23 protein-coding genes are annotated in these 23,248 nt (G+C 68.8%); 10 read left to right on the forward strand and 13 right to left on the reverse strand.

What is annotated here, in order from left to right; genetic code table 11:
* Positions 1 to 70: 70 nt before the first annotated feature.
* Together ASE31_RS11700 and ASE31_RS11705 are read right to left on the reverse strand one after the other, a co-directional pair.
* Entirely contained in the window at positions 71 to 505 is a 435-nt protein-coding gene (locus ASE31_RS11700) for a DUF1841 family protein (protein WP_057201807.1), read from the reverse strand.
* A 79-nt stretch (positions 506 to 584) separates the two neighbouring features.
* On the reverse strand, positions 585 to 875 hold the full coding sequence (locus tag ASE31_RS11705; RefSeq protein ID WP_057201808.1) for a hypothetical protein: 291 nt from the start codon (positions 873 to 875) through the stop codon (positions 585 to 587).
* Positions 876 to 1,153: 278 nt separating this feature from the next.
* Between ASE31_RS11705 and ASE31_RS11710 the strand changes: the two genes are divergently transcribed.
* Positions 1,154 to 1,384, forward strand: a complete 231-nt coding sequence (locus ASE31_RS11710) for a hypothetical protein (protein ID WP_057201809.1) — start codon at positions 1,154 to 1,156, stop codon at positions 1,382 to 1,384.
* Positions 1,385 to 1,396: 12 nt separating this feature from the next.
* On the opposite strand, the gene ASE31_RS11715 is transcribed toward ASE31_RS11710, so the two are convergent.
* Both ASE31_RS11715 and ASE31_RS11720 read right to left on the reverse strand, forming a co-directional pair.
* Positions 1,397 to 4,561: a VIT domain-containing protein gene (locus ASE31_RS11715; RefSeq protein ID WP_162261394.1), complete on the reverse strand. Its 3,165-nt coding sequence runs from the start codon at positions 4,559 to 4,561 to the stop codon at positions 1,397 to 1,399.
* Between the two features lie 109 nt (positions 4,562 to 4,670).
* Positions 4,671 to 5,471 carry an IclR family transcriptional regulator gene (locus tag ASE31_RS11720; protein ID WP_057201811.1) on the reverse strand — a complete coding sequence of 267 codons (801 nt, stop codon included), beginning with the start codon at positions 5,469 to 5,471 and terminating at the stop codon, positions 4,671 to 4,673.
* Between the two features lie 122 nt (positions 5,472 to 5,593).
* Between ASE31_RS11720 and ASE31_RS11725 the strand changes: the two genes are divergently transcribed.
* From ASE31_RS11725 to ASE31_RS11750, 6 genes are all read left to right on the forward strand, one after another.
* Positions 5,594 to 6,289 (forward strand): 3-oxoacid CoA-transferase subunit A, encoded by a 696-nt coding sequence (locus ASE31_RS11725; protein WP_057201812.1) that lies wholly within the window; start codon positions 5,594 to 5,596, stop codon positions 6,287 to 6,289.
* Positions 6,290 to 6,457: 168 nt separating this feature from the next.
* Positions 6,458 to 7,114 carry a 3-oxoacid CoA-transferase subunit B gene (locus tag ASE31_RS11730; RefSeq protein WP_057201813.1) on the forward strand — a complete coding sequence of 219 codons (657 nt, stop codon included), beginning with the start codon at positions 6,458 to 6,460 and terminating at the stop codon, positions 7,112 to 7,114.
* 44 nt (positions 7,115 to 7,158) lie between these two features.
* Positions 7,159 to 8,364 carry a 3-oxoadipyl-CoA thiolase gene (gene pcaF / locus ASE31_RS11735; protein ID WP_057201814.1) on the forward strand — a complete coding sequence of 402 codons (1,206 nt, stop codon included), beginning with the start codon at positions 7,159 to 7,161 and terminating at the stop codon, positions 8,362 to 8,364.
* Positions 8,365 to 8,392: 28 nt separating this feature from the next.
* The gene (pcaD, locus tag ASE31_RS11740) at positions 8,393 to 9,184 is read left to right on the forward strand and encodes a 3-oxoadipate enol-lactonase (RefSeq protein WP_057201815.1); all 792 of its coding nucleotides are present in this window, start codon (positions 8,393 to 8,395) and stop codon (positions 9,182 to 9,184) included.
* 105 nt (positions 9,185 to 9,289) lie between these two features.
* Entirely contained in the window at positions 9,290 to 10,018 is a 729-nt protein-coding gene (locus ASE31_RS11745) for an SDR family oxidoreductase (protein ID WP_057201816.1), read from the forward strand.
* A 169-nt stretch (positions 10,019 to 10,187) separates the two neighbouring features.
* Positions 10,188 to 11,189, forward strand: a complete 1,002-nt coding sequence (locus ASE31_RS11750; RefSeq protein ID WP_057201817.1) for a tripartite tricarboxylate transporter substrate binding protein — start codon at positions 10,188 to 10,190, stop codon at positions 11,187 to 11,189.
* Positions 11,190 to 11,250: 61 nt separating this feature from the next.
* Here ASE31_RS11750 and ASE31_RS11755 read toward each other — a convergent pair whose 3' ends face one another.
* A complete protein-coding gene (locus ASE31_RS11755; protein WP_057201818.1) occupies positions 11,251 to 11,862 on the reverse strand; it encodes a short chain dehydrogenase in 612 nt (203 codons plus the stop codon).
* A 123-nt stretch (positions 11,863 to 11,985) separates the two neighbouring features.
* On the opposite strand from ASE31_RS11755, the gene ASE31_RS11760 reads away from it, so the two are divergent.
* Positions 11,986 to 12,873, forward strand: coding sequence for a LysR family transcriptional regulator (locus ASE31_RS11760; RefSeq protein ID WP_057201819.1), 888 nt, complete (start codon positions 11,986 to 11,988; stop codon positions 12,871 to 12,873).
* Here the strand turns inward: ASE31_RS11760 and ASE31_RS11765 are convergent.
* From ASE31_RS11765 to kefC, 8 genes are all read right to left on the reverse strand, one after another.
* Positions 12,870 to 13,319: a surface-adhesin E family protein gene (locus ASE31_RS11765; protein ID WP_057201820.1), complete on the reverse strand. Its 450-nt coding sequence runs from the start codon at positions 13,317 to 13,319 to the stop codon at positions 12,870 to 12,872. The two genes, ASE31_RS11760 and ASE31_RS11765, sit on opposite strands and share 4 nt — an antisense overlap.
* Before the next feature lie 389 nt (positions 13,320 to 13,708).
* The gene (locus ASE31_RS11770; protein WP_057201821.1) at positions 13,709 to 14,329 is read right to left on the reverse strand and encodes a Pr6Pr family membrane protein; all 621 of its coding nucleotides are present in this window, start codon (positions 14,327 to 14,329) and stop codon (positions 13,709 to 13,711) included.
* A 46-nt stretch (positions 14,330 to 14,375) separates the two neighbouring features.
* Positions 14,376 to 15,017 carry a trimeric intracellular cation channel family protein gene (locus tag ASE31_RS11775; protein ID WP_057201822.1) on the reverse strand — a complete coding sequence of 214 codons (642 nt, stop codon included), beginning with the start codon at positions 15,015 to 15,017 and terminating at the stop codon, positions 14,376 to 14,378.
* Positions 15,018 to 15,042: 25 nt separating this feature from the next.
* Positions 15,043 to 15,402 (reverse strand): hypothetical protein, encoded by a 360-nt coding sequence (locus ASE31_RS11780; protein WP_057201823.1) that lies wholly within the window; start codon positions 15,400 to 15,402, stop codon positions 15,043 to 15,045.
* Positions 15,402 to 16,235: a hypothetical protein gene (locus tag ASE31_RS11785; RefSeq protein ID WP_057201824.1), complete on the reverse strand. Its 834-nt coding sequence runs from the start codon at positions 16,233 to 16,235 to the stop codon at positions 15,402 to 15,404. Before ASE31_RS11785 ends, ASE31_RS11780 begins: the two co-directional genes overlap by 1 nt.
* Positions 16,232 to 17,377, reverse strand: coding sequence for a PepSY domain-containing protein (locus ASE31_RS11790; protein ID WP_057201825.1), 1,146 nt, complete (start codon positions 17,375 to 17,377; stop codon positions 16,232 to 16,234). The genes ASE31_RS11785 and ASE31_RS11790 overlap by 4 nt, the downstream gene beginning before the upstream one ends.
* Before the next feature lie 12 nt (positions 17,378 to 17,389).
* Positions 17,390 to 19,549, reverse strand: coding sequence for a TonB-dependent siderophore receptor (locus ASE31_RS11795; protein ID WP_057201826.1), 2,160 nt, complete (start codon positions 19,547 to 19,549; stop codon positions 17,390 to 17,392).
* 254 nt (positions 19,550 to 19,803) lie between these two features.
* Positions 19,804 to 21,678: a glutathione-regulated potassium-efflux system protein KefC gene (kefC, locus tag ASE31_RS11800; RefSeq protein ID WP_057201827.1), complete on the reverse strand. Its 1,875-nt coding sequence runs from the start codon at positions 21,676 to 21,678 to the stop codon at positions 19,804 to 19,806.
* Between the two features lie 177 nt (positions 21,679 to 21,855).
* On the opposite strand from kefC, the gene ASE31_RS11805 reads away from it, so the two are divergent.
* Together ASE31_RS11805 and ASE31_RS11810 are read left to right on the forward strand one after the other, a co-directional pair.
* The gene (locus tag ASE31_RS11805) at positions 21,856 to 22,494 is read left to right on the forward strand and encodes a LysE family transporter (protein ID WP_057201828.1); all 639 of its coding nucleotides are present in this window, start codon (positions 21,856 to 21,858) and stop codon (positions 22,492 to 22,494) included.
* A gap of 113 nt (positions 22,495 to 22,607) precedes the next feature.
* Complete coding sequence (locus tag ASE31_RS11810) at positions 22,608 to 23,225, forward strand: ParA family protein (RefSeq protein ID WP_057201829.1); 618 nt, start codon at positions 22,608 to 22,610, stop codon at positions 23,223 to 23,225.
* Positions 23,226 to 23,248 lie beyond the last annotated feature (23 nt).

A 23,248-nucleotide genomic window follows, 5' to 3' on the forward strand; every position in this document is an offset into this window, starting at 1 on the left:
GAGTAAGTCACGGATTCCAGAAATGAAAAAGCCCGCAGCTGCGGGCTTTTTCTTTTTGCGCTGGACGGGCTCAGTCCCTGGTCGCGCGCCTCTGCACGGCGGCGATATAGGCGTCGCCATCGGGCGGGCGGCCCGAGCGCTGGCTTTCCCACAGCATCTGGCCCAGGCATTCCATGGTGGCGTGGTGGGCGTCGTGCAGCGAGTCGAGGCGCTTGGCCAGCAGCTCCACCGCCTGGCGGATGCCGCGCGGCTGGTCGATGCTGCACTGCTCGCTGATCGACAGGTGCATCGACAGGTGCAGGAAAGGGTTCGTGCGGTCCGGCGTCTCGTCGTAGTTGCGGGCCACCGCGGCATCGGCATCGGCGAAGTCGGCGTGGTATTCGGGGTGCTCGGCGATCCACAGGCTGGCCAGTGTCTCGATAGCCTCCATGGGTGCGCCGGTCTGGGACTTGGCGTGCACGCCGCAGATAAAGCGGCGCACGTCGGCTTGGGACGGGTTGAACATATTGGGGCAGCAGCGTAGCACGCAGCGCGTGCCGGGGTAGGGTGCGGGGGTATGTGCGCGTTGCAGCCAAGGGGGCTGACTACCGCTGCCTGAAGCGGCCCGGCTCGCACCAGAAACGGGTTTTGACGCCCGGCTGGCCCTCGAACAGGTCGGCCGCATGGTCGCAGTTGGCCAGGTTGTAGGCCTTGCCATCGGCTGCATCGAAGGTGGCGACATGCATCCGCAAGGTGCCGTTGACGGCGCTGTTGCGGTACAGGGTGAACACCACGGAGTTGTCATCCGTGGCGGCGGTGGTGGTTGCCGAAATGGCCGCGCAGCACGCGAACAGTACCGCGAGGCCCAGCCAGCGGGAGCCTGGAGGGAGCGTCATGCTTTCAATTTAGCAGCCTGCCATGACAAGCGGTAGTGCCAAATTACCAGCCCGCTGCGCTCGGGCTTTTGCGCCGACTTGGTGCCAATGCGGCGGAACGTCTTCAGCGCACCCGGCCAGGTGGCTGGTGGGTGGCTGGCGATTTTGCTGCACAGGGCGGGGCGAATCCGTCCTACGCAATCGCCCCAGGCCCGCCCCTACATTGGAGCCGCGGGGGACACAGCTTGTCACCGCCCGATACAACCCAAGACAAACAACCACCATCCAAGGAAACTGCCATGAACAACAACGCAACGCGCATCATCGGGGCCCTGCTGCTCATCGTCGGCCTGGCCGGCTTCTTCACCGGCGGCTTCAGCTTCACCAAGGAAACCACCCAGGCCAAGCTCGGCCCGCTGGAGCTCAAGGTGCAGGAGAAAGAGTCCGTCAACGTGCCCCAGTGGCTGAGCGTGGGCGCCATGGCGCTGGGCGCGGTGGTGCTGGTGCTGGGCTTTCGGCGCCGTAGCTGAGGCGTCTGCGGGTCACGGCCTCGGGCCAATGGTGAAGCGGCCCACGGTGACAGTGTCTCCCTGGCCCGTCAGGCGCAGCACCACGTCCTCGTCCTTCTGCGCGGGCGTGCCGAAGCCGGTGCTAAAGCGCAGCATCAGCGTCGTCGCCGGGGCCACCACCTGCTGGCGGTGGCCGTAGAAGCGGGCGCGCACGGTGTAGGTGCCGGGCTTTGCGTTCTTGAGTGAAAACTCCTCGGGGCCATAGCCGCCCGTGAAGTCGGCCGACATGCGCCCGCCCTGGTAGGTGAGGCGGTTGCCGAAGTAGGCTTCTTCGCCATTGGGGTCCAACACGTACAGGTCGATGTCGGTGTTGTCCGCATCCCATGAGAGCACGGCGCGCAGGTCGAGCGGCAGGTTGCGCAGCATGCGCGGGTCCACGGCGCTGGTGTTCACTGTCTGTCCATTGGCCTGGGCCTGGGCCACGATGGCGTTGAGCTCGGCCAGCGCGATCAGCTCCACGCCGGGGAATCGCCCGGCCCAGGGTTTGGCCACCACCTGCCACAGCTGGTCCGCCGCCGCCTGGGGCTGGCCCGCCTTGGCCAACGCCAGGCCCAGGTCGCGCCATGATTGGGGTTCGTCGGGGCTCAGCGCCAGCACCGTGCGCAGCACGGGCAGGGCCACGGCGGTGTCGCCGGCCTGCAGCAGCCGGTAGGCCAGGATGCGCAGCACATGGCGGTTCTCCAGCTCCATCTCGGCCAGGTTCGACAGCACTCGGCGCGCGAGGGCACCATGGCCACGCTCGTACAGCAGGTCGGCCACGTCGAGGAAGAACGCCGTGCTGTTGGTGTGCGAGGGGCGCTCGTCGAGGTAGATGGCCTCCAGGTCTTGCACCGAGCCTGCCGAGCGCAGGCGGCGCAGGTAGGGCGCGTCGGGCTGCCAAGCGCGCAGCTGGATGGAGGCGGAGGGTGGTGCTGCGGCCCGCCCAGGCGCTGCAGCCATGGCATCGGCACCTGGTGCGAAGGGTGCTTCCCGCGTGAGGCCCCTGGTGCCCGTGGATGCGGTCGAGCGATTGGTGCTGCCGTCCATCTTGGGGAGCACGGCGGGCGATGGCGTAGGCGGTGGCGGCGCTGCCGACATGCCCACCGCACCTCCGCGCGCCTGCTCCTTCAGCCTGGGCGGCGCCTCGTCCTTGGGGAAGTCCTTGTCCCACCAGGCCAGCTTCTCGTCGAACTGGCGCGCGATGCGGTCCAGGTGCTGGGCGCGGGTGGCCGCCTCGCGGCTGGCCGTGTCGGTGCGCAGCAGGGCCCAGCGGGCGCGCAGTGCGGGCGGAGGCTCGATGTCGTGGCGCGCATAGTCCTGCACGGTGTCCAGCACGATCAGCGAGGTCTCGCGGCCGGCGATGCGAAAGGCCTGGCCCAGGCGGCGCACGGCGGCGCGCTGGCGCTCGCCCTCGGACTCGAGCCGCGCCATGCGCAGTGCGGCCCAGCGGTGGGCGGCCACGCCGGGGGCCGGGACGGTGGTGCTGTCCGCTGCGGGCGCTGCGATGCGCAGCGTGCGGGTTTCGCTCTTGCCGCCGGGCTGCGGCCATTGCAGGGTGACCACCGCCTCGGGCCCGGTGAAGCGCCCGGCCAGCGCGATGCGGCCTTGCTCAGGCAGTGCCGAGGCCAGCTCCACATCCTCGGCCCCCTCGCTGGTGGCCACTTCCCCGCGCGGCGCCTGCTGGGCCAGTGCGTCGAGCGCTTGGGTGGTGGACACGGCCAGCAGGTCCAGGTAGCCGCCGCCACTGGCATCGGCCATGCGGCGCAGCCCGGCTGCGTTGCTGCCGGCGCTGGCGGTCACGGCATACGTCGGCACGGGTTGCGCGGGCAGGGCGGCGGCGTCGGGTCCGCTGCCCCAGTTGCCCAGCCCGTCGCTGAACACCAGCGCCATCTGCACGTCTTCGGGGGCGCGCAGCGCGGCGGCCTGGGTGGCGCCGTCGTAGGCCATGCCCTTGAGCCGGTCGCGCAGTGCCGACCAGTTGCCGCCCTGCACGGCAAAGCGCTCGATGGGCCCGGCCACGTCGCGCACGGGTTGCAGCAGCACCTCCACCGTGCCCAGGCGGCGCAGCCAGCCGTCCAGCAGCGCAAGCTCGCGCGCATGGTCGCGGGCTGCGCCCGAGCCCGAGGCGTCCCACACCAGGCCCACGCGCTCGGGCCGTGCGCGCTCGGCGCTGCGCGCGGCTACCGGCACCTCGGCATAGAAGTAGCTGGCGCCGTCAAAGCGCTGCGTGGCCACCAGGGGCTGGGGCCTGGAGAACCAGGTGGATGCCTGCGCCGGCAGCTCCACGCGCAGCTCCTCGCCCCGGCTGTGCTGCGCGCCCACCAGTGCGATGTGCGTGTCGGCTCCCTCGGCGCGGGCCGCCATGCCCAGCGTGCCCAACTGGGCCTTCACGGCACCTGGCGCCACGCCCGCCACGCGCACCGACACATCAAGCCGCGTGGCCGGCGCCTGCAGGCCCAGGGGCAGGCGCCACACGGGCGCGGCGGCGTTGGGCAGCACCTCGCTCAGCTCCAGCACCACGCGCCGGCTGCCCTGGGCGGGCAGTGGGTAGACGCGCAGGCGATGGTGGTTGCCGCCCACCGATTCGAGCAGGGCCGGGTCCACGCGGGCGCGTGTGATGTCCTCGAAGACCTGGCGGCCCTTGGCTTTTTCGACCGGCACGGCCGGGCGCAGCTCGCCGTCGATGTCGAGCGCAAAGCCGGTCACGCTCTGGCCCTCGGCCAGGGGGAACTGCAGCTGCACCTCCAGCTGGCGCCCATTGGGGTTGAACAGCTCCAGCTCGATGCGCGTGGCCGCCGTGCGCCCGACGATGGTGGCCTGCACGTCGAGGCGGCGCAGCTCGATGGGCGTGGCTGCTGCGGGTGTCTGCCACGTGAGGACGCGTGGAAGTAGTCTCTGCGGTTGCGTCTGCGCGGCTTTCATTCTCGCCAGGACTTCCTGTGCGTGTACCTGTACCTGTGCCACCTCTGCCGGTGTCAGAGCTTGCGGCGTGGGCATCACTCGAAAGCGCTGCGGGGCCTGTGCGGGCGCCTGCGTTTGCTCCGGCTGGGCCTGGGTGGGTATAGCCAAGGGCAGCAGGGCCAGTGCGCACAGAATGCCGAGCAGCGGGCGCTGCCAGGGGCGGCGGTGCGCGGGTGCAGGGGCAAGGTTCTTGGTCATGGTCATCGCGTGCTCTGGAGTGGGCAGAGCCGCACGATAGACGCAGGCCAACGCGCCGCACGCACCACGTCGCCCATGTGGCGCCGGTTTCCGTGACAAATCGGACGAATCAGGTCCGGGGTGCGCCCATCATTCTGGAAATCAATTTGGCCGCCTTGAGCAGCGCCGGCAGCATCGCCTCCTGCATCACCTCGGCACTGGTGCGGTTGGCCTGGCCGCTGATGTTGAGCGCGGCCACGGTCTGGCCGGTGCGGTTGGTGAGCGGCGCAGCGATCGAGATCAATCCCTCCTCCAGCTCCTGGTTCACCAGGCACCAACCCTGTTGGCGTGCCTGGCGGATGCGGGTGAGCAGGGTGGGCACGTCGGTGGCGGTGTGCTCGGTCCAGCGTTGCAAGGGGTGGGCTGCGAGCCTGGCCTGCAGTTCCTCGTCGGGCAGGGCGGCCAGCAGCATGCGGCCCATCGATGTCCAGCATGCGGGCAGGCGCGAGCCCACGCCCAGGTTGGTGCGCATGATCTTGTGCGTGGGCACGCGCAGCACGTAGACGATGTCCAGGCCGTCGAGCACGGCGGCCGATGACGACTCGCGCACCTCTTCCACCAGGTCTTCCATCACCGGCTCGGCCAGGTTCCAGATGGGCAGGGACGACAGGTAGGCAAACCCCAGGTCCAGGATGCGCGGCGTGAGGCGGAACTGCCGGCCATCGGTCTCCACATAACCGAGTGTCTGCAGCGTGAGCAGGATGCGGCGGGCCCCGGCGCGCGTGAGGCCGGTTTGCGCAGCCACCTCGCTCAGCGTCTGCTGTGGTGCAGTGGCGCTGAACGAGCGAATCACCTCCAGCCCGCGCGCAAAGGATTGCACGTAGCTGTCGCTGGGCTTGGGGTCTTTGGCGGGCGCAATTTGGGTGTTCATGGACGGTGTGACTATAATTCTTTTAGCGAACATTTGTTCTTTAGGCGAACAAAATCAAGAAGAAGTTGCAGGTGCGAGACAAACCCGCCGCAGCTTCCCTCCATTCTCAGGAAAGCAGATCGATGATCAACAAGATTGCAGAGTCGGTGGCCCAGGCGCTGGCTGGCGTGAAGGACGGCGCCACGGTGCTGATCGGTGGCTTCGGCACGGCCGGCATCCCTGGCGAGCTGATCGATGGGCTCATCGCCCAGGGCGCGCGCGACCTCACCGTGGTCAACAACAACGCCGGCAATGCCGACCATGGGCTGGCCGCGTTGCTCAAGGCCGGCCAGGTGCGCAAGATCATCTGCAGCTTTCCGCGCCAGGTGGACAGCTACGTTTTTGACGAGCTGTACCGCAGCGGCAAGCTCGAACTCGAACTGGTCCCCCAGGGCAACCTGGCCGAGCGTCTGCGCGCCGCAGGGGCCGGCATCGGCGCCTTCTTCTGCCCCACGGCCCATGGCACCGAGCTGGCCGCAGGCAAGGAGACGCGCGAGATCAACGGCAAGCACTACGTGCTGGAGTACCCCATCCACGGCGACGTGGCGCTGATCAAGGCCGAGAAGGGCGACCGCTGGGGCAACCTGACCTACCGCATGTCGGCACGCAACTTCGGGCCCGTGATGGCAACGGCGGCCAAGACCACCATCGCCACCGTGCACGAGGTGGTGGAGCTGGGCGCGCTGGACCCCGAGGCCATCGTCACGCCCGGAATCCACGTCACGCACGTGGTGCGCATCGACCGGGTTGCCACGCAAGCCGGCGGTATCAAAAAATGAGAAGCCCCCCTGAGTCGCTTCGCGCCATCCCCCCAGGGGGACGCCCCCAGCGCGGCGGGGCGGCCCTTGCGCGGGGGCGCTGGCATGGAGCGCGCCAGTTTCAACGTGCGGCAGGTGCCGCACACGCCTCGGACAACTGCAACGACAACCGCGGATGAAGTGCCCAATATGACCACCACCAGCTACCAAAAACGAAGCAAGGACGACCTGGCCCGCCGCGTGGCGCAGGACATCCACGACGGCGCCTACGTGAACCTGGGCATCGGCCAGCCGACCCTGGTCGCCAACCACATCCCCGCGGGCCGCGAGGTCATCCTGCAAAGCGAGAACGGCATCCTGGGCATGGGCCCGGCGCCCGCTGCGGGCGCGGAGGACTACGACCTCATCAACGCCGGCAAGCAGCCCGTGACCTTGCTGCCAGGCGGCGCGTATTTTCACCATGCCGACAGCTTTGCCATGATGCGCGGCGGCCACCTCGACATCTGTGTGCTGGGGGCCTTCCAGGTCTCGGCCACGGGCGACCTGGCCAACTGGAGCACGGGCGAGCCCGGTGCCATCCCCGCCGTGGGGGGCGCCATGGACCTGGCCATCGGCGCCAAGCAGACCTGGGTGATGATGGACCTGCTGACCAAGCAGGGCGCCAGCAAGGTGGTGGCCCAGTGCAGCTACCCGCTCACCGGTGTCGCCTGCGTCAAGCGCATCTACACCGATCTGTGCACACTGGCCTGCACGCCAGCGGGCCTGCAGGTCATCGACACGGTGGACGGACTCACGCATGCCGAGCTGGAACGACTGGTGGGACTGCCCCTGCTGGCCGCTGCGTAAACGCTTTTCATACCGCTTTCATAAACCCCTCAGGAGACAAGACCATGAGCCAGCAAGCCTTCATCTGCGACGCGATTCGCACCCCCTTCGGCCGCTACGGCGGCGCGCTGTCCAGCGTGCGCACCGATGACCTGGGTGCCATCCCCCTCAAGGCGCTGATGGCGCGCAACCCCGGCGTGGACTGGGCGGCGGTGACCGACGTGCTGTACGGCTGCGCCAACCAGGCCGGCGAAGACAACCGCAACGTGGCGCACATGTCCAGCCTGCTGGCGGGCCTGCCCATCGAGGTGCCCGGCGCCACCATCAACCGCCTGTGCGGTTCGGGGCTGGACGCCGTGGGATCGGCCGCGCGCGCCATCAAGGCCGGCGAGGCGGGCCTGATGATTGCCGGCGGCGTGGAGAGCATGAGCCGCGCACCATTCGTGATGCCCAAGGCCGAGACGGCCTTCAGCCGCAACAACGCGGTGTACGACACCACCATCGGCTGGCGCTTCATCAACAAGCTGATGAAGGAAAAGTACGGCGTGGATTCGATGCCCGAGACGGCCGAGAACGTGGCCACCGAGTTCGGCATCGAGCGCGAGGCGCAGGACCGCATGGCCCTGGCCAGCCAGCTCAACGCCGTGGCCGCGCAAAAGGCCGGCCACCTGGCGCGCGAGATCACGCCCGTCACCATCCCCCAGAAAAAGGGCGATACCATCGTGGTCGACACGGACGAGCACCCGCGCGAAACCAGCCTGGAAGCGCTGGCCAAGCTCAAGGGCGTGGTGCGGCCTGACGGTACCGTGACCGCCGGCAACGCCAGCGGCGTGAACGACGGCGCCTGCGCCCTGCTGCTGGCCGACGCTGCCAGCGCCGGCAAGTACGGCCTCAAGCCCCGCGCCCGCGTGGTGGGCATGGCCACGGCCGGCGTTGCGCCGCGCATCATGGGCTTTGGCCCCACACCCGCTACGCTCAAGGTGCTGGCGCAGACCGGCCTGACCATCGACCACATGGACGTGATCGAACTCAACGAAGCCTTTGCCGCACAGGGCCTGGCCGTGCTGCGCGCCCTGGGTTTAAAGGACAACGATGCCCGCGTGAACGCCTGGGGCGGCGCTATTGCCCTGGGCCACCCGCTGGGTGCCAGCGGTGCGCGCCTGGTGACCACCGCCGTCAACCGCCTGCACGAGCACGCCGGCCAGTACGCGCTGTGCACCATGTGCATCGGCGTGGGCCAGGGCATTGCCATCATCCTCGAACGCGTCTGACCCGCAGCTTGTCTACAGGAGCCAGGCCGTGCCCACTACCTTGTTGCAGACCCCCGCCGGGGCCTTTCGCGTCGCCATCGACGGCCCCGAGGGCGCGCCCGTGCTGGTGCTCTCCAACTCCCTGGGCACCACCCTGGAGATGTGGGACGCGCAGGCCGCGCGCCTGGCCACCAGCCACCGCGTGGTGCGGTACGACACGCGCGGCCACGGCGGCAGCGTGGTGCCGCCTGGCCCCTACAGCTTCGAGCAACTGGGCGGTGATGTGCTGGCCCTGCTCGACGCCCTGCAGGTCGAGCGCGCCAGCTTCTGCGGCATCTCCATGGGCGGCTTCACCGGCCTGTGGCTGGGCGTGCACGCCGGCCACCGGCTGAACCACCTGGTGGTGGCCAACAGCGCCGCCAAGATCGGCACCGAAGAGGGCTGGCGCACCCGCGCCGCCCTGGTGCGCGAGAAGGGCGCTGCTGCCATGGCCGAGCTGGCCGCATCGTCGCCCGGCCGCTGGTTCACCGAGGCCTTCGTGGCCGCGCAGCCCGCGCTGGTGCGCCAGGCGCAGGGCTGGATCGCCGGCATCGCCCCCGAAGGCTATGCCGCCTGCTGCGAGGCCCTGGCCCAGGCGGATCTGCGCAGCAGCATCGCGCGCATCGCCGTGCCCACCCTGCTGATCGCCGGCGCGGCCGACCCCGTGACCACGGTGGCCGACGCCCAGGCCATGCAGGCCGCGATCCCCGGCGCGCAGCTGGTGCAGCTGCCGGCATCGCACCTGTCCAACCTGGAAGCCCCGGCCGAATTCGACGCCGCGCTGGCCGCCTTCGTGGCCTGAGCACCGTAACACGCCGCCCCCGCCACTGCGCCGTTTGGCGCGTGTGGCGCCCGCTGGCTGGGCGCAACCCTGGCCACCCCTTGAATCTGTGAAGGAAGCATCCCCATGACCCACCCCAGCACCCAGCGCGAGCGCGTTCTCATCACCGGCGGTGGTGCCGGCATCGGCGCGGCCACGGCCGAGCGCTGCCGGGCCGACGGCTATGAGCCCGTGGTCATCGACCGCGTGGTCAACCACGTGCCCGGCGGCATACAGGCCGACCTGTCCAACACGGCCGACACGGCGCGCGCGCTGCAGCAGGCGCTGGCCGGCGGCCCCATCACGCGGCTGGTGAACAACGTGGGCGTGGTGGTGCCGGCCGATGCCGAGCACCAGACGCTGGACGAGTTCGACCTGGCCGTGGCGCTGAACCTGCGCTGCAGCCTGCAGTGCATGCAGGCCCTGCTGCCCGGTATGAAAGAGGCAGGGTTCGGGCGCATCGTCAACATGTCCTCGCGCGCCGCGCTGGGCAAGGAGCTGCGCACCGCGTATTCGGCCACCAAGGCCGGCCTGATCGGCATGACGCGCGTGTGGGCGCTGGAGCTGGGGCGCCACGGCGTCACCGCCAATGCCATCGGCCCCGGCCCCATCCGCACAGAGCTGTTCGACCGCGCCAACCCGCCCGACGCGCCGCGCACGCGCGCCATCATCGAATCCGTGCCCGTCAAGCGCGTGGGCACGCCGGACGACGTGGCGCATGCCGTGTCCTACCTGCTCGATGCGCGCAGCGGCTTTGTCACGGGTCAGGTGCTGTACGTATGTGGCGGCATGACCGTCGGCGTCGCCGGCGTCTGACGCAGATTTGCCTTCAACCGGCTAACGTCGTTGGGGAGCCTTGCCGTGCAACAGCACTGTCTGCGGCTCCCCGCCTAGTTATCCGGCTGAATGCAAATCTGCAGGGCGTGCTTTGTGAAGCCGCCATCCCTCTATCCCTTTTCCATGCAACCGTTGTTCTAGGAGACACATGAACCCCATCCGCTTTCCCTCCACCCGCCGCACCCTGCTGGCTGCATTGGCCACCGCCGCTGTCGGCGCTGCGATCCCTGCCGGTGCCCTGGCACAAGCCGCCTACCCCACCAAGCCCGTGACCATCGTCGTGCCGTTTGCGGCGGGCGGCACCACGGACATCCTGGCGCGCATCATCGGCCAGGCCCTGACGACCGAACTCGGCCAGCCGGTCGTCGTGGACAACCGCGCAGGCGCGGGCGGCAACATCGGCGGCGCCCTGGCAGCCAAGGCCCCGGCCGACGGCTACACCCTGTTCATGGGTACCGTGGGCACGCACGCCATCAACGCCAGCCTGTACAAGAAGATGCCCTTCGACCCGGTCAAGGACTTCGCGCCCCTCACGCGCGTGGCCAACGTGCCCAACCTGCTGGTGGCCAACCCGGCCCAGCCCTACAAGAGCGTGAAGGAGCTGATCGCCTACGCCAAGGCCAACCCCGGCAAGGTCAACTTCGGCTCCTCGGGCAACGGCAGCTCCATCCACCTGTCGGGCGAGCTGTTCAAATCGCTGGCCAAGGTCGACATGGTGCACGTGCCCTACAAGGGCAGCGCCCCCGCTGTTACCGACCTGCTGGGCAACCAGATCGGCATCATGTTCGACAACATGCCCTCGGCCATCCAGCACGTGCGCTCGGGCAAGCTCGTGCCCATCGCCGTGACCACCGCCAAGCGCTCGCCCGAGCTGCCCAACGTGCCCACCATCGCCGAAGCCGGCGTGCCCGGCTACGAGGCCACCTCGTGGTTCGGCATGTTCGCCCCGGCCGGCACGCCCGCGCCGGTGCTCGCCAAGCTCAACACCGCCCTGGTCAAGGTGCTCAACCAGGCCGAGGTGAAGAAGAAGATCAACGAGCAGGGTGCCGAGACGACCAGCGAAACGCCCGAGCAGTTCGCCGCCTTCATCAAGGCGGAAAGCGTGAAGTGGGGCAAGGTCGTCCAGGAGTCCGGCGCGAGTCTGGACTGAGGGAGAAAAAAAGCCCTCGCTGGCAGGGGCCGGCCAGCGGGGCTTTGCACATGCCGCGTGCTCACTGCACGCGGTACACCCGCCCGGTCTGCCCGCCTTCCACGCTGCGCTGGTAGGCCAGGGCCGCACGCGCGGCGGGCACGGTTTCGAAGCCCGGGAAGAAGGGGCCGTAGCTGCCCACCGATTCGGTCAGTATGGTGGGGCTCACGGCATTGATGCGAACCCCGCGCGGCAGCTCGATGGCGGCAGCCGCCACGAAGCCGTCGATGGCCGCGTTCACCGCCGTGGCGTTGGCCCCGTTGCGGATGGGCTCGATCCCCACGATGCCGCTGGTCAGCGTGATCGAGCCGCCGTCGTTCAGGTAATGCTGGCCCAGCAGCGCCAGCTGCACCTGGCCCAGCAGCTTGTCCTGCAGGCCCAGGTTGAACTGCTCGGCCGTCATCTCGGCCAGCGGGCCGAAGTGCAGGTTGCCAGCGGTGCTGACGATGGCATCCACCTTGCCGACCGCCTTGAACAAGGCCGCCACCGATCCTGGTTGCGAGAAGTCCGCACGGTGCGTGCCGCTGGTGCGGCCCACGGTGATGACCTCGTGGCGTGCCGAAAGATTGGCCAGAACGGCCTGGCCGATGGTGCCGCTGGCGCCGATGAGAAGAATCTTGCTGGTGGTGGACATGGCTTGTTCCTTTTTGCGGGTGTTGCCCGAAAGCGTTGAAGAAGCCTGGATTGTTTTGTGAATCAATCGGCGCATAAAGTAAAGTGAAGTTATTCTTGAACTAACCTGGGGTTCGTAATCGCCATGGACAAGCTGCGCAACATGGAGGTCATGGTGGCGGTGGTCGAGGCCGGCAGCTTTGCCGCTGCGGCGCGCCAGCAGGACATTTCGGCCGTGATGGTGGGCAAGCACATCCGCCAGCTGGAGGAGCACCTGGGTGCGCGCCTGTTTCAGCGCAGCACGCGCCAGAACAGCCTGACCGAGGTGGGCGCGGCCTTTTACGAGGACTGCCGGCGCGTGCTCGAACAGGTGCGCTGGGCCGAGTCAGCCGTGGAGCGCAACCGCGCCGTGCCCCAGGGCCTGCTGCGCGTGAGCGCGCCCTTCACGCTGGGCAACCAGGTGATTGCGCCGCTGGTGGCCGACTTTCTGCTCGCCCACCCGCAGGTGCGGGTGGAGCTGCAGCTGACCGACAGCGTGGTCGACATGGCAGGTGAGGGCTTCGACGCGGCCGTGCGCATCGGCGCCATTGCCGACGAGGGCCTGGTGGCCCGGCCGCTCAAACCCTACCGCATGGTGATCGCCGCCACGCCCGGCTACCTGGCACGCCATGGCCGCCCCGAGCGCGCGGCCGACCTCGCGCAGCACCAGTGCCTGAGCCATTCGGTCTGGCAGCGGCGCGTGGAGTGGACGCTGTTCGACGGCGGCAAGGCCTTCCAGTGGCCAGAGCTGGCCCGCTTCACCTGCAACCAGGGCGACGGCCTGCGCCAGGCCGCGCTGCGTGGCCTGGGCCTCATCATGCAGCCCGAGGTGCTGCTGGCCGAGGAGATCCGCGAGGGCCGGCTGGTGCCGGTGCTCACCCGCTGCGTGCCGGCAGCGCGCCCGGTGCACATCGTCTATGCGCCGGACCGGCGCCAGTTGCCCAAGCTGGCGCGCTTCGTTGAGTTCGTGGTGCGGGCCATGGGGGAGCCCTAGAGATTGCGCACCTTGCACGCCGCCGAGATCATGCGCCGCGACCATTCGCCCGACATGTCCTTGAACAGCACCGGCGCCTCGCCTTCCTTGTAGTCCTCGCGCCCGACGATGGGGCCGGCCCACTCGGGCTGCGCGTAGTACGAGAGCCACAGGTACCAGGCCTTGCGGGTGGGGCAGTCCACTACCACCTTGGCGTAATAGGAGCGGTATTTCTGCCCACGGAACGAGGTGCGCTGCTGGTCGCGCGAGACGCGCAGGTCGAGCACCACGCGCTGGTCCACCCCGATGGGCTCGGGCAGGATCTCGATCAGGTTCTTGCCCGCCTCGGCGCGGTCACCGCTCAGCGTGAACCAGCCATCCGATGAAACGGGCCGTTGCTGCGGTTGCGCTGGTGGTTGCTGGCCCCCAACCAGGGCTGCGATACATAGAACAACGGCGCAGAGCATGGGAGGCTTGGGGGTGTCCAGGGACGGGTGGTGGCAATCGGAAAATCATTATCACTGAGGCTGGTGCTCAGTTTCTACCTGTTACAACAGGGCGCGCGCCGGGCCGTGGCGGGCCCACCCGTTCAGGTGATGCGCCAATCCGATGTTTCTGCCAACAGCCAATCAACTGTAGTTGTTGGGCACGTCCGAGGCAAAGGGTTTGATCAAACGCCCTACCGTAATGTCCGCCGAGACCACCATCCGGCTGCAGGGGCTGGCGTTCGGGGCGTGCATCCTGGTGGTGCCGGGGATGATGGCAGTGTCGTGACGGGCCATTGCGGATTTTGATCGCTGTCGGGCACTCAACTTCGCAGAGATGGGGTTTTGGACAGGATTCGACCTGTCCCACACTACGTTTGTACTCTTTCACGCCGGCGTGCCCAGGCCAGCAGCGCCCACCCTGCGACCACGACGACGACCGCGATTCCCACTGCATACACCGCCACGCCGCCGTACCCGCCCACCTTTGCTGGATTCAGGAAGGGGTAGGGATACCACCCAACGGCAGCGCCGCGCACCATTGAATACGCGAGGTACAGGCCCGCAAACGCCACCACCCAGCGCAGCGGCCGTACGCCCACGGCCGGGCGCGGCGGCCACAGCAGCCAGTCAAGCAGCACCACGACGGGCATCACATGGTGCAGCACCGAGTTCACCCAAGGCCTCAGCGCGCCCAGATCCACGTCGCGCAGCAGCAGCGCGAACACCACGCCGACCACCAGCATGCAGGTTGCGGCCACGGCGCGCAGCGATTCGAAAGCCGCCGAGGGCCGCGCGTGTGTCCATTGGCGGCATGCACCAGCGATCAAGACGCCAGCGGCCAACAGGTTCGACAGGTTGGTGAAGTAGCTGAAGAAGTTGAGCGCGCTGTAGCCCAGTCCCACATGCAGCCAAAGTTGCCAGCCGATGGCGGCGAGTGCGAGCAGGGCGAAGGCCAGGCGGAGGACGGCAGTGAGGGGCGTTGGGGTCATGGTGGATCGTCGTTGATGGCGATGAAGCTGCTGCGTGGCCGGAGCATCACACCCGCCACGCCGGCAACTCCCAGTTGCGCCACAGCGCCAGCCCGCGCAGCCCGGCCGTGGCCACCACGCAGGCCAGCAGCGGCGCCCAGCCCGGCGCATCCAGCTGGCGCAGGGCCACGTCGATCCAGCCGCCGGCAAACGCGCACAGGGCGTACGGACGGTGGTCGCTGAAGGCCTGGGGCACCTCGTTGCACAGCACGTCGCGCAGCACACCGCCGAAGACGCCGGTGGTCACGCCCATCATCACGGCGATGATGGGCGGCATGCCGATGGCGGTGGCGATGTCCACCCCCACGGCGGCGAACAGGCCCAGGCCGATGGCGTCGGGCAGCAGCATGGCGCGCTCGGTGGGCTGAAAATGCCGCTGGCGCATGAACAGCATGGCGCACACGCACAGCGCGATGAGCCCCCAGATGAAGCCGGTGTGGCGCACCCAGAAGAAGGGCCGCTGGTCCAGCAGCAGGTCGCGCAGCGTGCCGCCGCCAAACGCTGCCACGAAGGCCACCACGCACACGCCCACCACGTCCATGCGCTTGCGCGCCGCGGCGATGATGCCCGATAGCGCGAAGGCGATGGTGGCCGCGACTTCGAGAAAAAAGCGCAGCGTCTGAATCCAGGGGGCGTCGAGCAGGTCCATGGCGGCGATTGTGCCGCGCGACCTGTCACCAGGCCAGTGCGTGAATAAGCAGGCCCAGTACGCAGCCAGCCCAGCCCACCGCGCCAATGCGGCGCGCCCAGCGCAGGCTGCCCTTTGGCCACTGGTTCATGGCCAGCACCAGGCCCCAGCCCAGCACCATCCACGATGCGAGCGCGATGGCGATGCCTGCGGCCGGGCCGGCGGCCATCGTGGCGGCAGTGGCCTGCAGCGCCAGCGTGGCCAGCGCCAGGCCCCAGGCCTTGCGCTGCGTTGGCGGGCCGGCGAGGACATCGCCCCAGGCGCGCGTAGCAGTGGCCTGGGCCCAGTGCACCAGGGCCAGCAGGCAGGCGGCGGCCGCGCAGGCCAGGGCGAGCGTGTCGCCCATCATGCGGCGGACTCCGCGCGCTGCCCAGGCCGTGTGGCGTGCACGGAGGAGGCTGCGCGGTGCTTCCATTGGCGGTGCAGCACCGCGATGCCCATGGCCAGGCACAGGGCCGCAGCCCCGCCCCACACTGCCATGCCTGATCGCCATGCCAGCCCCGCCAGGGCCGCTGCGGCCAACGCTGCCAGCACTGCTGCGGCGCGTGGCCACCAGGCCTGCAGCGTGGCGGCCGGCAGCACCAGGAAGAAGGCCACCAGCAGACCCAGCATGCCGGCCGAGCGCGCGGGCTCCACCGCCACGATATGGGCGATGCGGAACGACTCGATGGCCAGCAGGCCCGCCAGCCAGAACGAAAGGGTCTGTGTGGAGGGCATGGCGGGCCAGCGCCATCCCCCGCGCGCGGCGCGGCGCGGTGGGTGGCTGCCGTTGTCGCGGCGGCGGTTCGCCTGCACCCGCGCCGGGCCAATGAAGGCGGCCAGGCCCGACAGCACGGCGCCCAGTGCCACCAGGCTGGCCAACATGGGCCACTGCAGCGGCGCGCCCAGCACCATGCCCGCCGCGCCGGCCAGCCCCAGCAGCCCGCCGGCCGCGCAGAGCGACACGCGCCACAGCGCCAGGTGGCGTAGCGCCCAGGCCGCGAGCAGCGAGGTGATGAGCCAGGTGGCAATCAGCGTCCACACGGCCCACACCGGCCGCTGCGCCAGCGGCGGCAGGCCGGCGGGTGGCCACAGGTGCATGAGCACGGCCACCAGCACGGCGGCGGGCACGGTGGCGTGCAGCGCGAGGAAGCAGCGCACCACGAAGGAGGCGCAAGGGGCTGCGGCCTGTTTCGTCATGCCTGCAGCCCTGGCGGCCCGCTGGCCTGCTGCCCTGCCGGTTGCGATTCACGCCGCCGCTGCTGGCGCGAGTCCAGCCAGATCAGCGTGCCCGAGATGGACAAAAACGCCGGCGTCATGCCCAGGATGAAGTAGAGCCACTTCAATGCCAGCCCACCGAAGTCGCCGAAGTGCAGCGGCTCCATGAGCCCGTTGACCAGCGACCAGAAGCCCGCCGTGCGCGGGTCCAACGTCTTCTTTGGCGCACCTGTGGCGGCGTTCATGTCCACCCGCGCCGTGCTGGCCAGGTGGCCGGCCAGGGCGCCGGTGAAGCTGGCCTCGGCCGCGCTGGTACCCCAGCGGCGCAGCGACACATAGCGTGCCTCCAGCCCCGGCACGGCCTGCTGCGCGCTGCGGTACAGGGCGTCGAGGGACTGCATTGCCGCGGGCTCGGCGGCCGGTGGAGGCTTGCGCGCGGCGCTGGCGGCAGGCGCGTCCGCGCTCACGTATTTGTAACCCTGCTCGAACAGCGGTGCCAGGCCCAGCCAGGCACCCGTGGCCGCGATCAGGATGTGAAAGCCCAGCCCCCAGATGCCGGCGGACTTGTGCAGGTCCGACATCACCACCCGAAAGCTGCGGCCCCAGCGCTGGGTGAACAGCTCGGTCAATATCTTGCGGTGGATGACGATGCCCGTGGCGATCAGCACCAGCATGGCCGCGCCGAGAAAGCCCACGATCCAGCGCGGCCCGAAGAACAGAAACACGTGCAGCATGCGCAGGTACTGGCCGAGTTGGCTGTCCACCGGGCCCACCACGGCGCCCGTGTCCGAGCGCAGGGCCACCTTGGTGCGCTGGCTGGCGGGCGCGCCGCGCTCGCGCACGTGGGCGAAGTAGCTGGGGTTGGTGGCGTCGGGCAGGGCGATGGTCTCCACCGTGGCACCCGGGTAGCGCGCCTGCAGCTGCGCCAGCACGGTGGCCAGCGGCGCGGGCGGCTCAGTGCGCGGCAGCCCCGCCAGCGACGGGTTGGCCCACAGGTCGATTTCGTTCTTGAACACCACCACCGCGCCCGAGAAGCAAACGATGAACATCAAGAGCCCTGTGACGATGCCCGCCCACGAGTGCAGGACGAACAGGCGGTTCAGGGTGCGCTGGCTGGTGGGCATGGTGGCGCCGGGTCAGAAGAAGTACGTCAGCCCCAGGCTGAAGTTGCGCGGCAGCGCGGGCGAGACCACGTTGGCGTTGATTGCGCCGTCGTAATACGCCTTGTTGAACAGGTTCTTCACCCCGGCCGTCAGGCGGTAGTTCTCGCCCGCGTAGCTGATGGAAGCATCGGCCACCACGTACGAGGGCAGTGTGAACGGGTACGAGCCGATCTGCTCGCTCACATAGCGCCCGCCCAGGCCCAGCGTGACGCGCTGGTACTGCGGCAGCTTGTAGGTGGCCCAGGCCGTGAGCGTGTGGCGCGGCGTGAGGTTGAGCGGCAGGCCCACGATGGCGGCGTTGTTGTCGCGCGTGACCTTGGTCTGCGTGTAGGTGTAGGCGCTGGTCAGCTTCCAGCCGTTCTTCATGTCGGCGCCCAGCTCCACCTCCAGGCCGCGCGCCCGCTGCTGGCCGGTCTGCACGCTGAAGCCGGTGTTTACCGGGTCGGCCGTGGTCACGTTCTCGCGCACCAGGTCAAAGAGGGCCAGTGCACCCGTGAGCTGGCCGCCCGGGGCTTCGTACTTCAGGCCCGCCTCCCACTGCTTGCCCGTCTCGGGCACGAAGGGCGTGCCGTTGAAGGCCAGGCCCGAGGTCGGCAAGAAGGACTCGCCGTAGCTGCCGTAAGCGGCCCAGCCGGGTGTGAACTCGTACACCAGGCCGGCCGACAGCGTGGTGGCACTGTCCTTTTGCTGCGTCTGCACGCGCGTGAGGAGGTTGTCGATGTCGTTGGTGGACCAGTCGCGGCGCAGGCCCACCAGGGCCGTCCAGCCCTGGCCGAACTTGATCTGGTCCTGCGCATACAGGCCCGCCACCGTGAGCTTGCCGGGCGCGTCGCTGGTCCGCGCCGCAGGGCAGTTGGCCTGCACGCCGTAGGCCGGCGCGAACAGGTCCAGCGCGGCAATGGAGCAGGTGCGGCTGGCCAGCAGGCTGTGGCCGCTGCGCACATCCAGGCCCGTGACCAGTTGGTGCTTTGCGCCCAGCGCCTCGAAGCGCGTGAGCAGCGAGGTGTCGGTGGCCAGCAGGTCGTAGTCCATGGTCTGGCGCGAGGCGCTGCGGTTCTGCAGCCGCTGGTTGGCCTGCAGCGCCTGGTTGGAGACAAAATTGCCCGTGCCCTTCTCGGTCTCGTAGCGCACGTTCTGGCGGAAAGTCATCGCAGGCGAGACCTGGTGCTCCAGCGCGTAGCCCAGCGTGGTGCTCTCCACGTCGTACACACCAAACGCGGGATCACCGGTGAACAGCGTGCGGGACAGCGTGCCGTTGCGGTTGGGCAGCAGCGTGCCATAGGGCGTGATGCCCTGCTGGCGCATCCACTCGCTGCGGCTGTAGGTGGCGAACAGCACCAGATCGGTCTGCGCACCCAGGTCGATGGAGAGGGACGGCGCGAACCAGCGGTCCTTGCGGTAGACGAACTGCGTCGGGTCGTCGGCATCCGTCACCTGCGCATTGATGCGCAGCGCTGTCTTGCCCGATTCGGACAGCGGCCGGTTCACGTCGGCCTGCAGCGTGCGCTGGCCGAAGCTGCCGACCTCGATGCCCACCTCATTCAGCGGCTCCTTGCGGGGCCGCTTACTCACGGCGTTGACGATGCCGCCCGGCTGCACCTGGCCATACAGCACCGAGGCCGAGCCCTTGAGCACCTCGAAGCGCTCGTAGCCATAGGGCTGCAGCTTGGCCCACATGCCGGGGCTCTGCACCAGGCCGTCGACCAGAATGGATTCGGTGGAGCGGAAGCCGCGGATGTTGAGGTCATCAAAGCCCCGGCGCCCGAAGTTGACAGGGCTCACCCCCGCCACCGTCTGCAGCGCCTGCTGCACATTGGTGATCTGGCGCGACTCCATCTGTTCGCGCGTCACCACGCTGACGGACTGCGGGGTTTCCAACCGCCGCATGGGCGCCTTGCCGGCCGTCTGGGCCTCCACAGGCGCAAAGCCCATGTCCTTTTCGGTGCTGGCGTTGATGCGCACTTCCTGCAGCTGGGGCGCAGTGGTGGCCGGGGCATCGGCGGCAGCTTGTGCAAAGGCGGACTGCGCCAGGCACAGGGCCAGCGGGGTCAGGGCGAACAGGCCGGCGGTGCGGGCGGGCGAAAGGGCAGGCGTGCGCAGGCGCAGCGCAGCGCGTTGGGGCAGGGGGTGCATGAAAAGGGTCCGAGACAGGAGGAGCAGCGGGCGCTGGCGGGCATCCTGACGGGACACTTGGCTTGCGTGAGGGTATGGATTGTAATGGGAATGAATCTTGTTTGCGAAGATTTGCAAAGACGGGTGGGTTCGTCCTCTCGCGTACTGCTTTCAGTGTGTCGGTCGGGGCTTGCTGGTTTTCATCGGCCCATTTCGGCGGGACCCATTCCATCCCTGCAAGTGCCGATCCACCGCGGCGTCTTTGGTCGCTTGTCTCAGCGCTCTTCACCGCCCGCAGGGGCGTTGCTGTCTGGCCCCGCATACCCGGGATATGCCCCGTCCTCCCCCGCCGCCGCAGCCTCCTGCCGCTCCCTGGCCATCTGCTCCGCCAACTGACTGCGCCCTTCGCGCGCCACGGCGATCATTTTGGCGCGGTCGCGGTGGTGCGGGTACATGCGGTCGGACAGGGCGATGTTGTGTTCCCTGAAGCGCCGGGTCATCTCATTGGCCTCTTCTGGTGGCAGGCCCATGAGTTCGAGCACCGTGCGGGCGCTGTGCATGCTCGATTCGAACAGCTCGCGCTGCACCAGGGTCACGCCGGCGTCGCGCAGGTTGTTCCAGTGCGTGAGGTCGCGCGCGCGGGCCACCACCTGCAGGTGCGGGAAGTGCTTGCGCGCCAGCACGGCGATCTTGACGGACTGCTCGGGGTCGTCCACGGCGATCACCAGGATGCGCGCCTGCCCGGCACCCGCGATGCGCAGCAGGTCGAGCCGGGTGGCGTCGCCGTAGTGCACCCGGTAGCCGAAGGTGCGCGCCACCTCCAGCATCTCCACGCTGTGGTCGAGGACGGTGGTGCGTATGCCCTGCATCAGCATCACGCGCGCCACGATCTGGCCGTAGCGGCCGAAGCCGGCGATCACGATGGGCGCCTCCTGCGGCTCCGAGATCTCGTCGGCCTCGGGCGCCTTGACGTGCGCATAGCGGCGCAGCAGCACGCGGTCCAGCACCACCAGCAGCAAGGGGCTCAGCAGCATCGACAGCGCCACCGCACCGATGAGCAGCGAGGCGGTTTCGGCGGGGAACACCTGGGCGCCGGCGGCGGCCTGGAACACCACGAAGGCGAACTCGCCGCCCTGTGCCAGCAGCAGCGTGAACACGGGGCGCTCCTGGTAGGGGATGTTCACCGCGCGCGCCAGCGCATAGATCACCACCGCCTTGCAGGCCAGAAAGCCGAAGAGGATGCCCGCCATGAGCCAGGGTGAGCGCATGAGCACGCCGAAGTCGATGCTCATGCCCACGGCAATGAAGAACAGGCCCAGCAGCAGGCCCTTGAAGGGCTCGATATCGGCCTCCAGCTCGCGCCGGTACTCGCTGTCGGCCAGCAGCACGCCGGCCAGAAAGGCGCCGAGCGCCATCGACAGCCCGACCATCACCATCAGCATGGCGATGCCCACCACCAGCAGCAGCGCGGCGGCGGTGAAGACCTCGGGCGTCTTGCTCTTGGCGATCCAGCGCAGCACGGGCCGCAGCAGCAGGCGCCCGCCGAGGATGATGGCGGCGATCACGCCGACGATCTTGGCCACCTCCAGCGCCACCTCGCCCGGCGAGTGGCTGGTGCCCGCGCCGGCTGCGGCGCCCAGCAGCGGCAGCAGCGCCAGAATGGGGATGGCCGCCACGTCCTGGAACAGCAAAATCGAAAAGCCTGCCTGCCCGCTGCTGGTGCGCATCAGGTTGCGCTCGGCCAGGCTTTGCAGGGCGATGGCGGTGGACGACAACGCCAGCCCCAGTGCCCCCACCAGGCCCACGCGCCAGGGCAGGCCCACCAGGCTGGCCAGCACGAAGAGCACCGCCGCGCAGCCCAGCACCTGGGCGCTGCCCATGCCGAAGATGGGGCGGCGCAGCGCCCACAGCCGGCTGGGCTGCAACTCCAGCCCGACGAGAAAGAGCATCAGCACCACGCCGAACTCCGCGAAGTGCAGTATGTCCTGCACATTGCTGACCAGTGCGAGGCCCCAGGGCCCGATGGCGATGCCCGCCGCCAGGTAGCCAATGATGGCGCCCAGGCCCAGGGCCTTGGCGATGGGCACGGCCAATACGGCGGCCGTGAGGTACAGAAAGCCGTAGGTGAGCCAGGTGGGTGCGTGTTCCATGGGGGCAGGTCGGGCCGGGGGTGGTCTGTTGTGTTGGGGATGTGTGTTCCCTCGGCGTGTACATTTTGGCATCGCTGCGCTTTGCTCTGTTTTTGGTAGCGCAATAGGCCGACATGCTGTGCGGGCCGACCATGCTTGATAAGATACGCGCCCTTGCTTTTGTGTGGTGGTTGCTCCATGGATTTCCAGACCTGGTTGGCTTTTTTCGCGGCCTCGTGCCTGATTGCGGTGTCCCCCGGTTCGGGCGCGGTGCTGTCGATGAGCCATGGCCTGTCGTTCGGCGTACGCAAGACCGGTGCCACCATCCTGGGCCTGCAGCTCGGGCTACTGCTCATCCTGCTGGTGGCGGGGGCGGGCGTGGGCTCGCTGCTGCTGGCGTCCGAGCTGGCCTTCAGCGTGGTCAAGGTGCTGGGCGCCGGCTACCTGATCTATGTGGGCTTTTGCCAGTGGCGCTCGGGCGATGCCTCGCCGCTGCAAGGCGACGAAGAGGTGCCCGCAGGCACTTGGCAAAAGCGCTGCCTCACCGGCTTTCTGACCAATGCCACCAACCCCAAGGGCATCATCTTCATGGTGGCCGTGCTGCCGCAGTTCATGACCGATACCCGCCCGCTGTGGACGCAGCTGCTGGTGATGGCCGCCACCACGGTGGCCGTGGACGTGACCGTGATGCACGGCTACGCCGCCGGCGCCAGCGCCATGCGCCGCCTGATGCGCAGCGCCCGGGCCCTGCGTGTGCAGAATCGGGTCTTCGGCGGGCTGTTGATGGCCGTGGGCGCCGGGCTCTTCTTCGTCAAGCGCGGCGGCCAGCACGCATGACGGGCTTGGGTCTTGCTATCGATTGGGTAGCATGACCGGGCGAGTCGGAGTCAGCGCCTGCCTTTGTCTTTCCAGCCGATTTCATTGCCAGACCCAACGCAAGGAGTTTCGTGATGCCAGTGATCGTCGTTGCCAACCCGAAGGGGGGCGTGGGCAAGTCCACGCTGTCGACCAATGTGGCGGGCTACTACGCCAGCCACGGCCACCCCGTGCTGTTGGGCGACACCGACCGCCAGCAATCCGCGCGCCTGTGGCTGGGCCTGCGCCCGCCCGCAGCGCGGCCCATCGGCGTGTGGGACGTCAACTCCGACGTGATCAGCAAGCCGCCCAAGGGCACGACGCATGCGGTGCTCGACACCTCGGCCGGCCTGCACGGCTGGCGCCTGAACGACGTGCTCAAGGTGGCCGACAAGATCATCGTGCCGCTGCAGCCCAGCGTGTTCGACATCTTCGCCACGCGCGAATTTCTGGACCAGTTGGCCGAGCACAAGCGCTCCGCCGGGGTACAGGTGGGCATTGTGGGCATGCGCGTGGATGCGCGCACGCGTGCTGCCGACCAACTGCACCAGTTCGTGGACAACCTCGGGTTTGCGGTGCTGGGCTACCTGCGCGACACGCAGAACTACATCCACCTGGCGGCGCACGGGCTCACGCTGTTCGACGTGGCACCGGGCCGCGTGGCGCGCGACCTGGAGCAGTGGCAGGGTATCTGCGAGTGGCTCGACGCATGAGCGCTGCTCGCCTGAGGGTTATT

The sequence above is a fragment of the Acidovorax sp. Root217 genome (genome assembly GCF_001428645.1).
GTDB lineage: Bacteria > Pseudomonadota > Gammaproteobacteria > Burkholderiales > Burkholderiaceae_C > Acidovorax.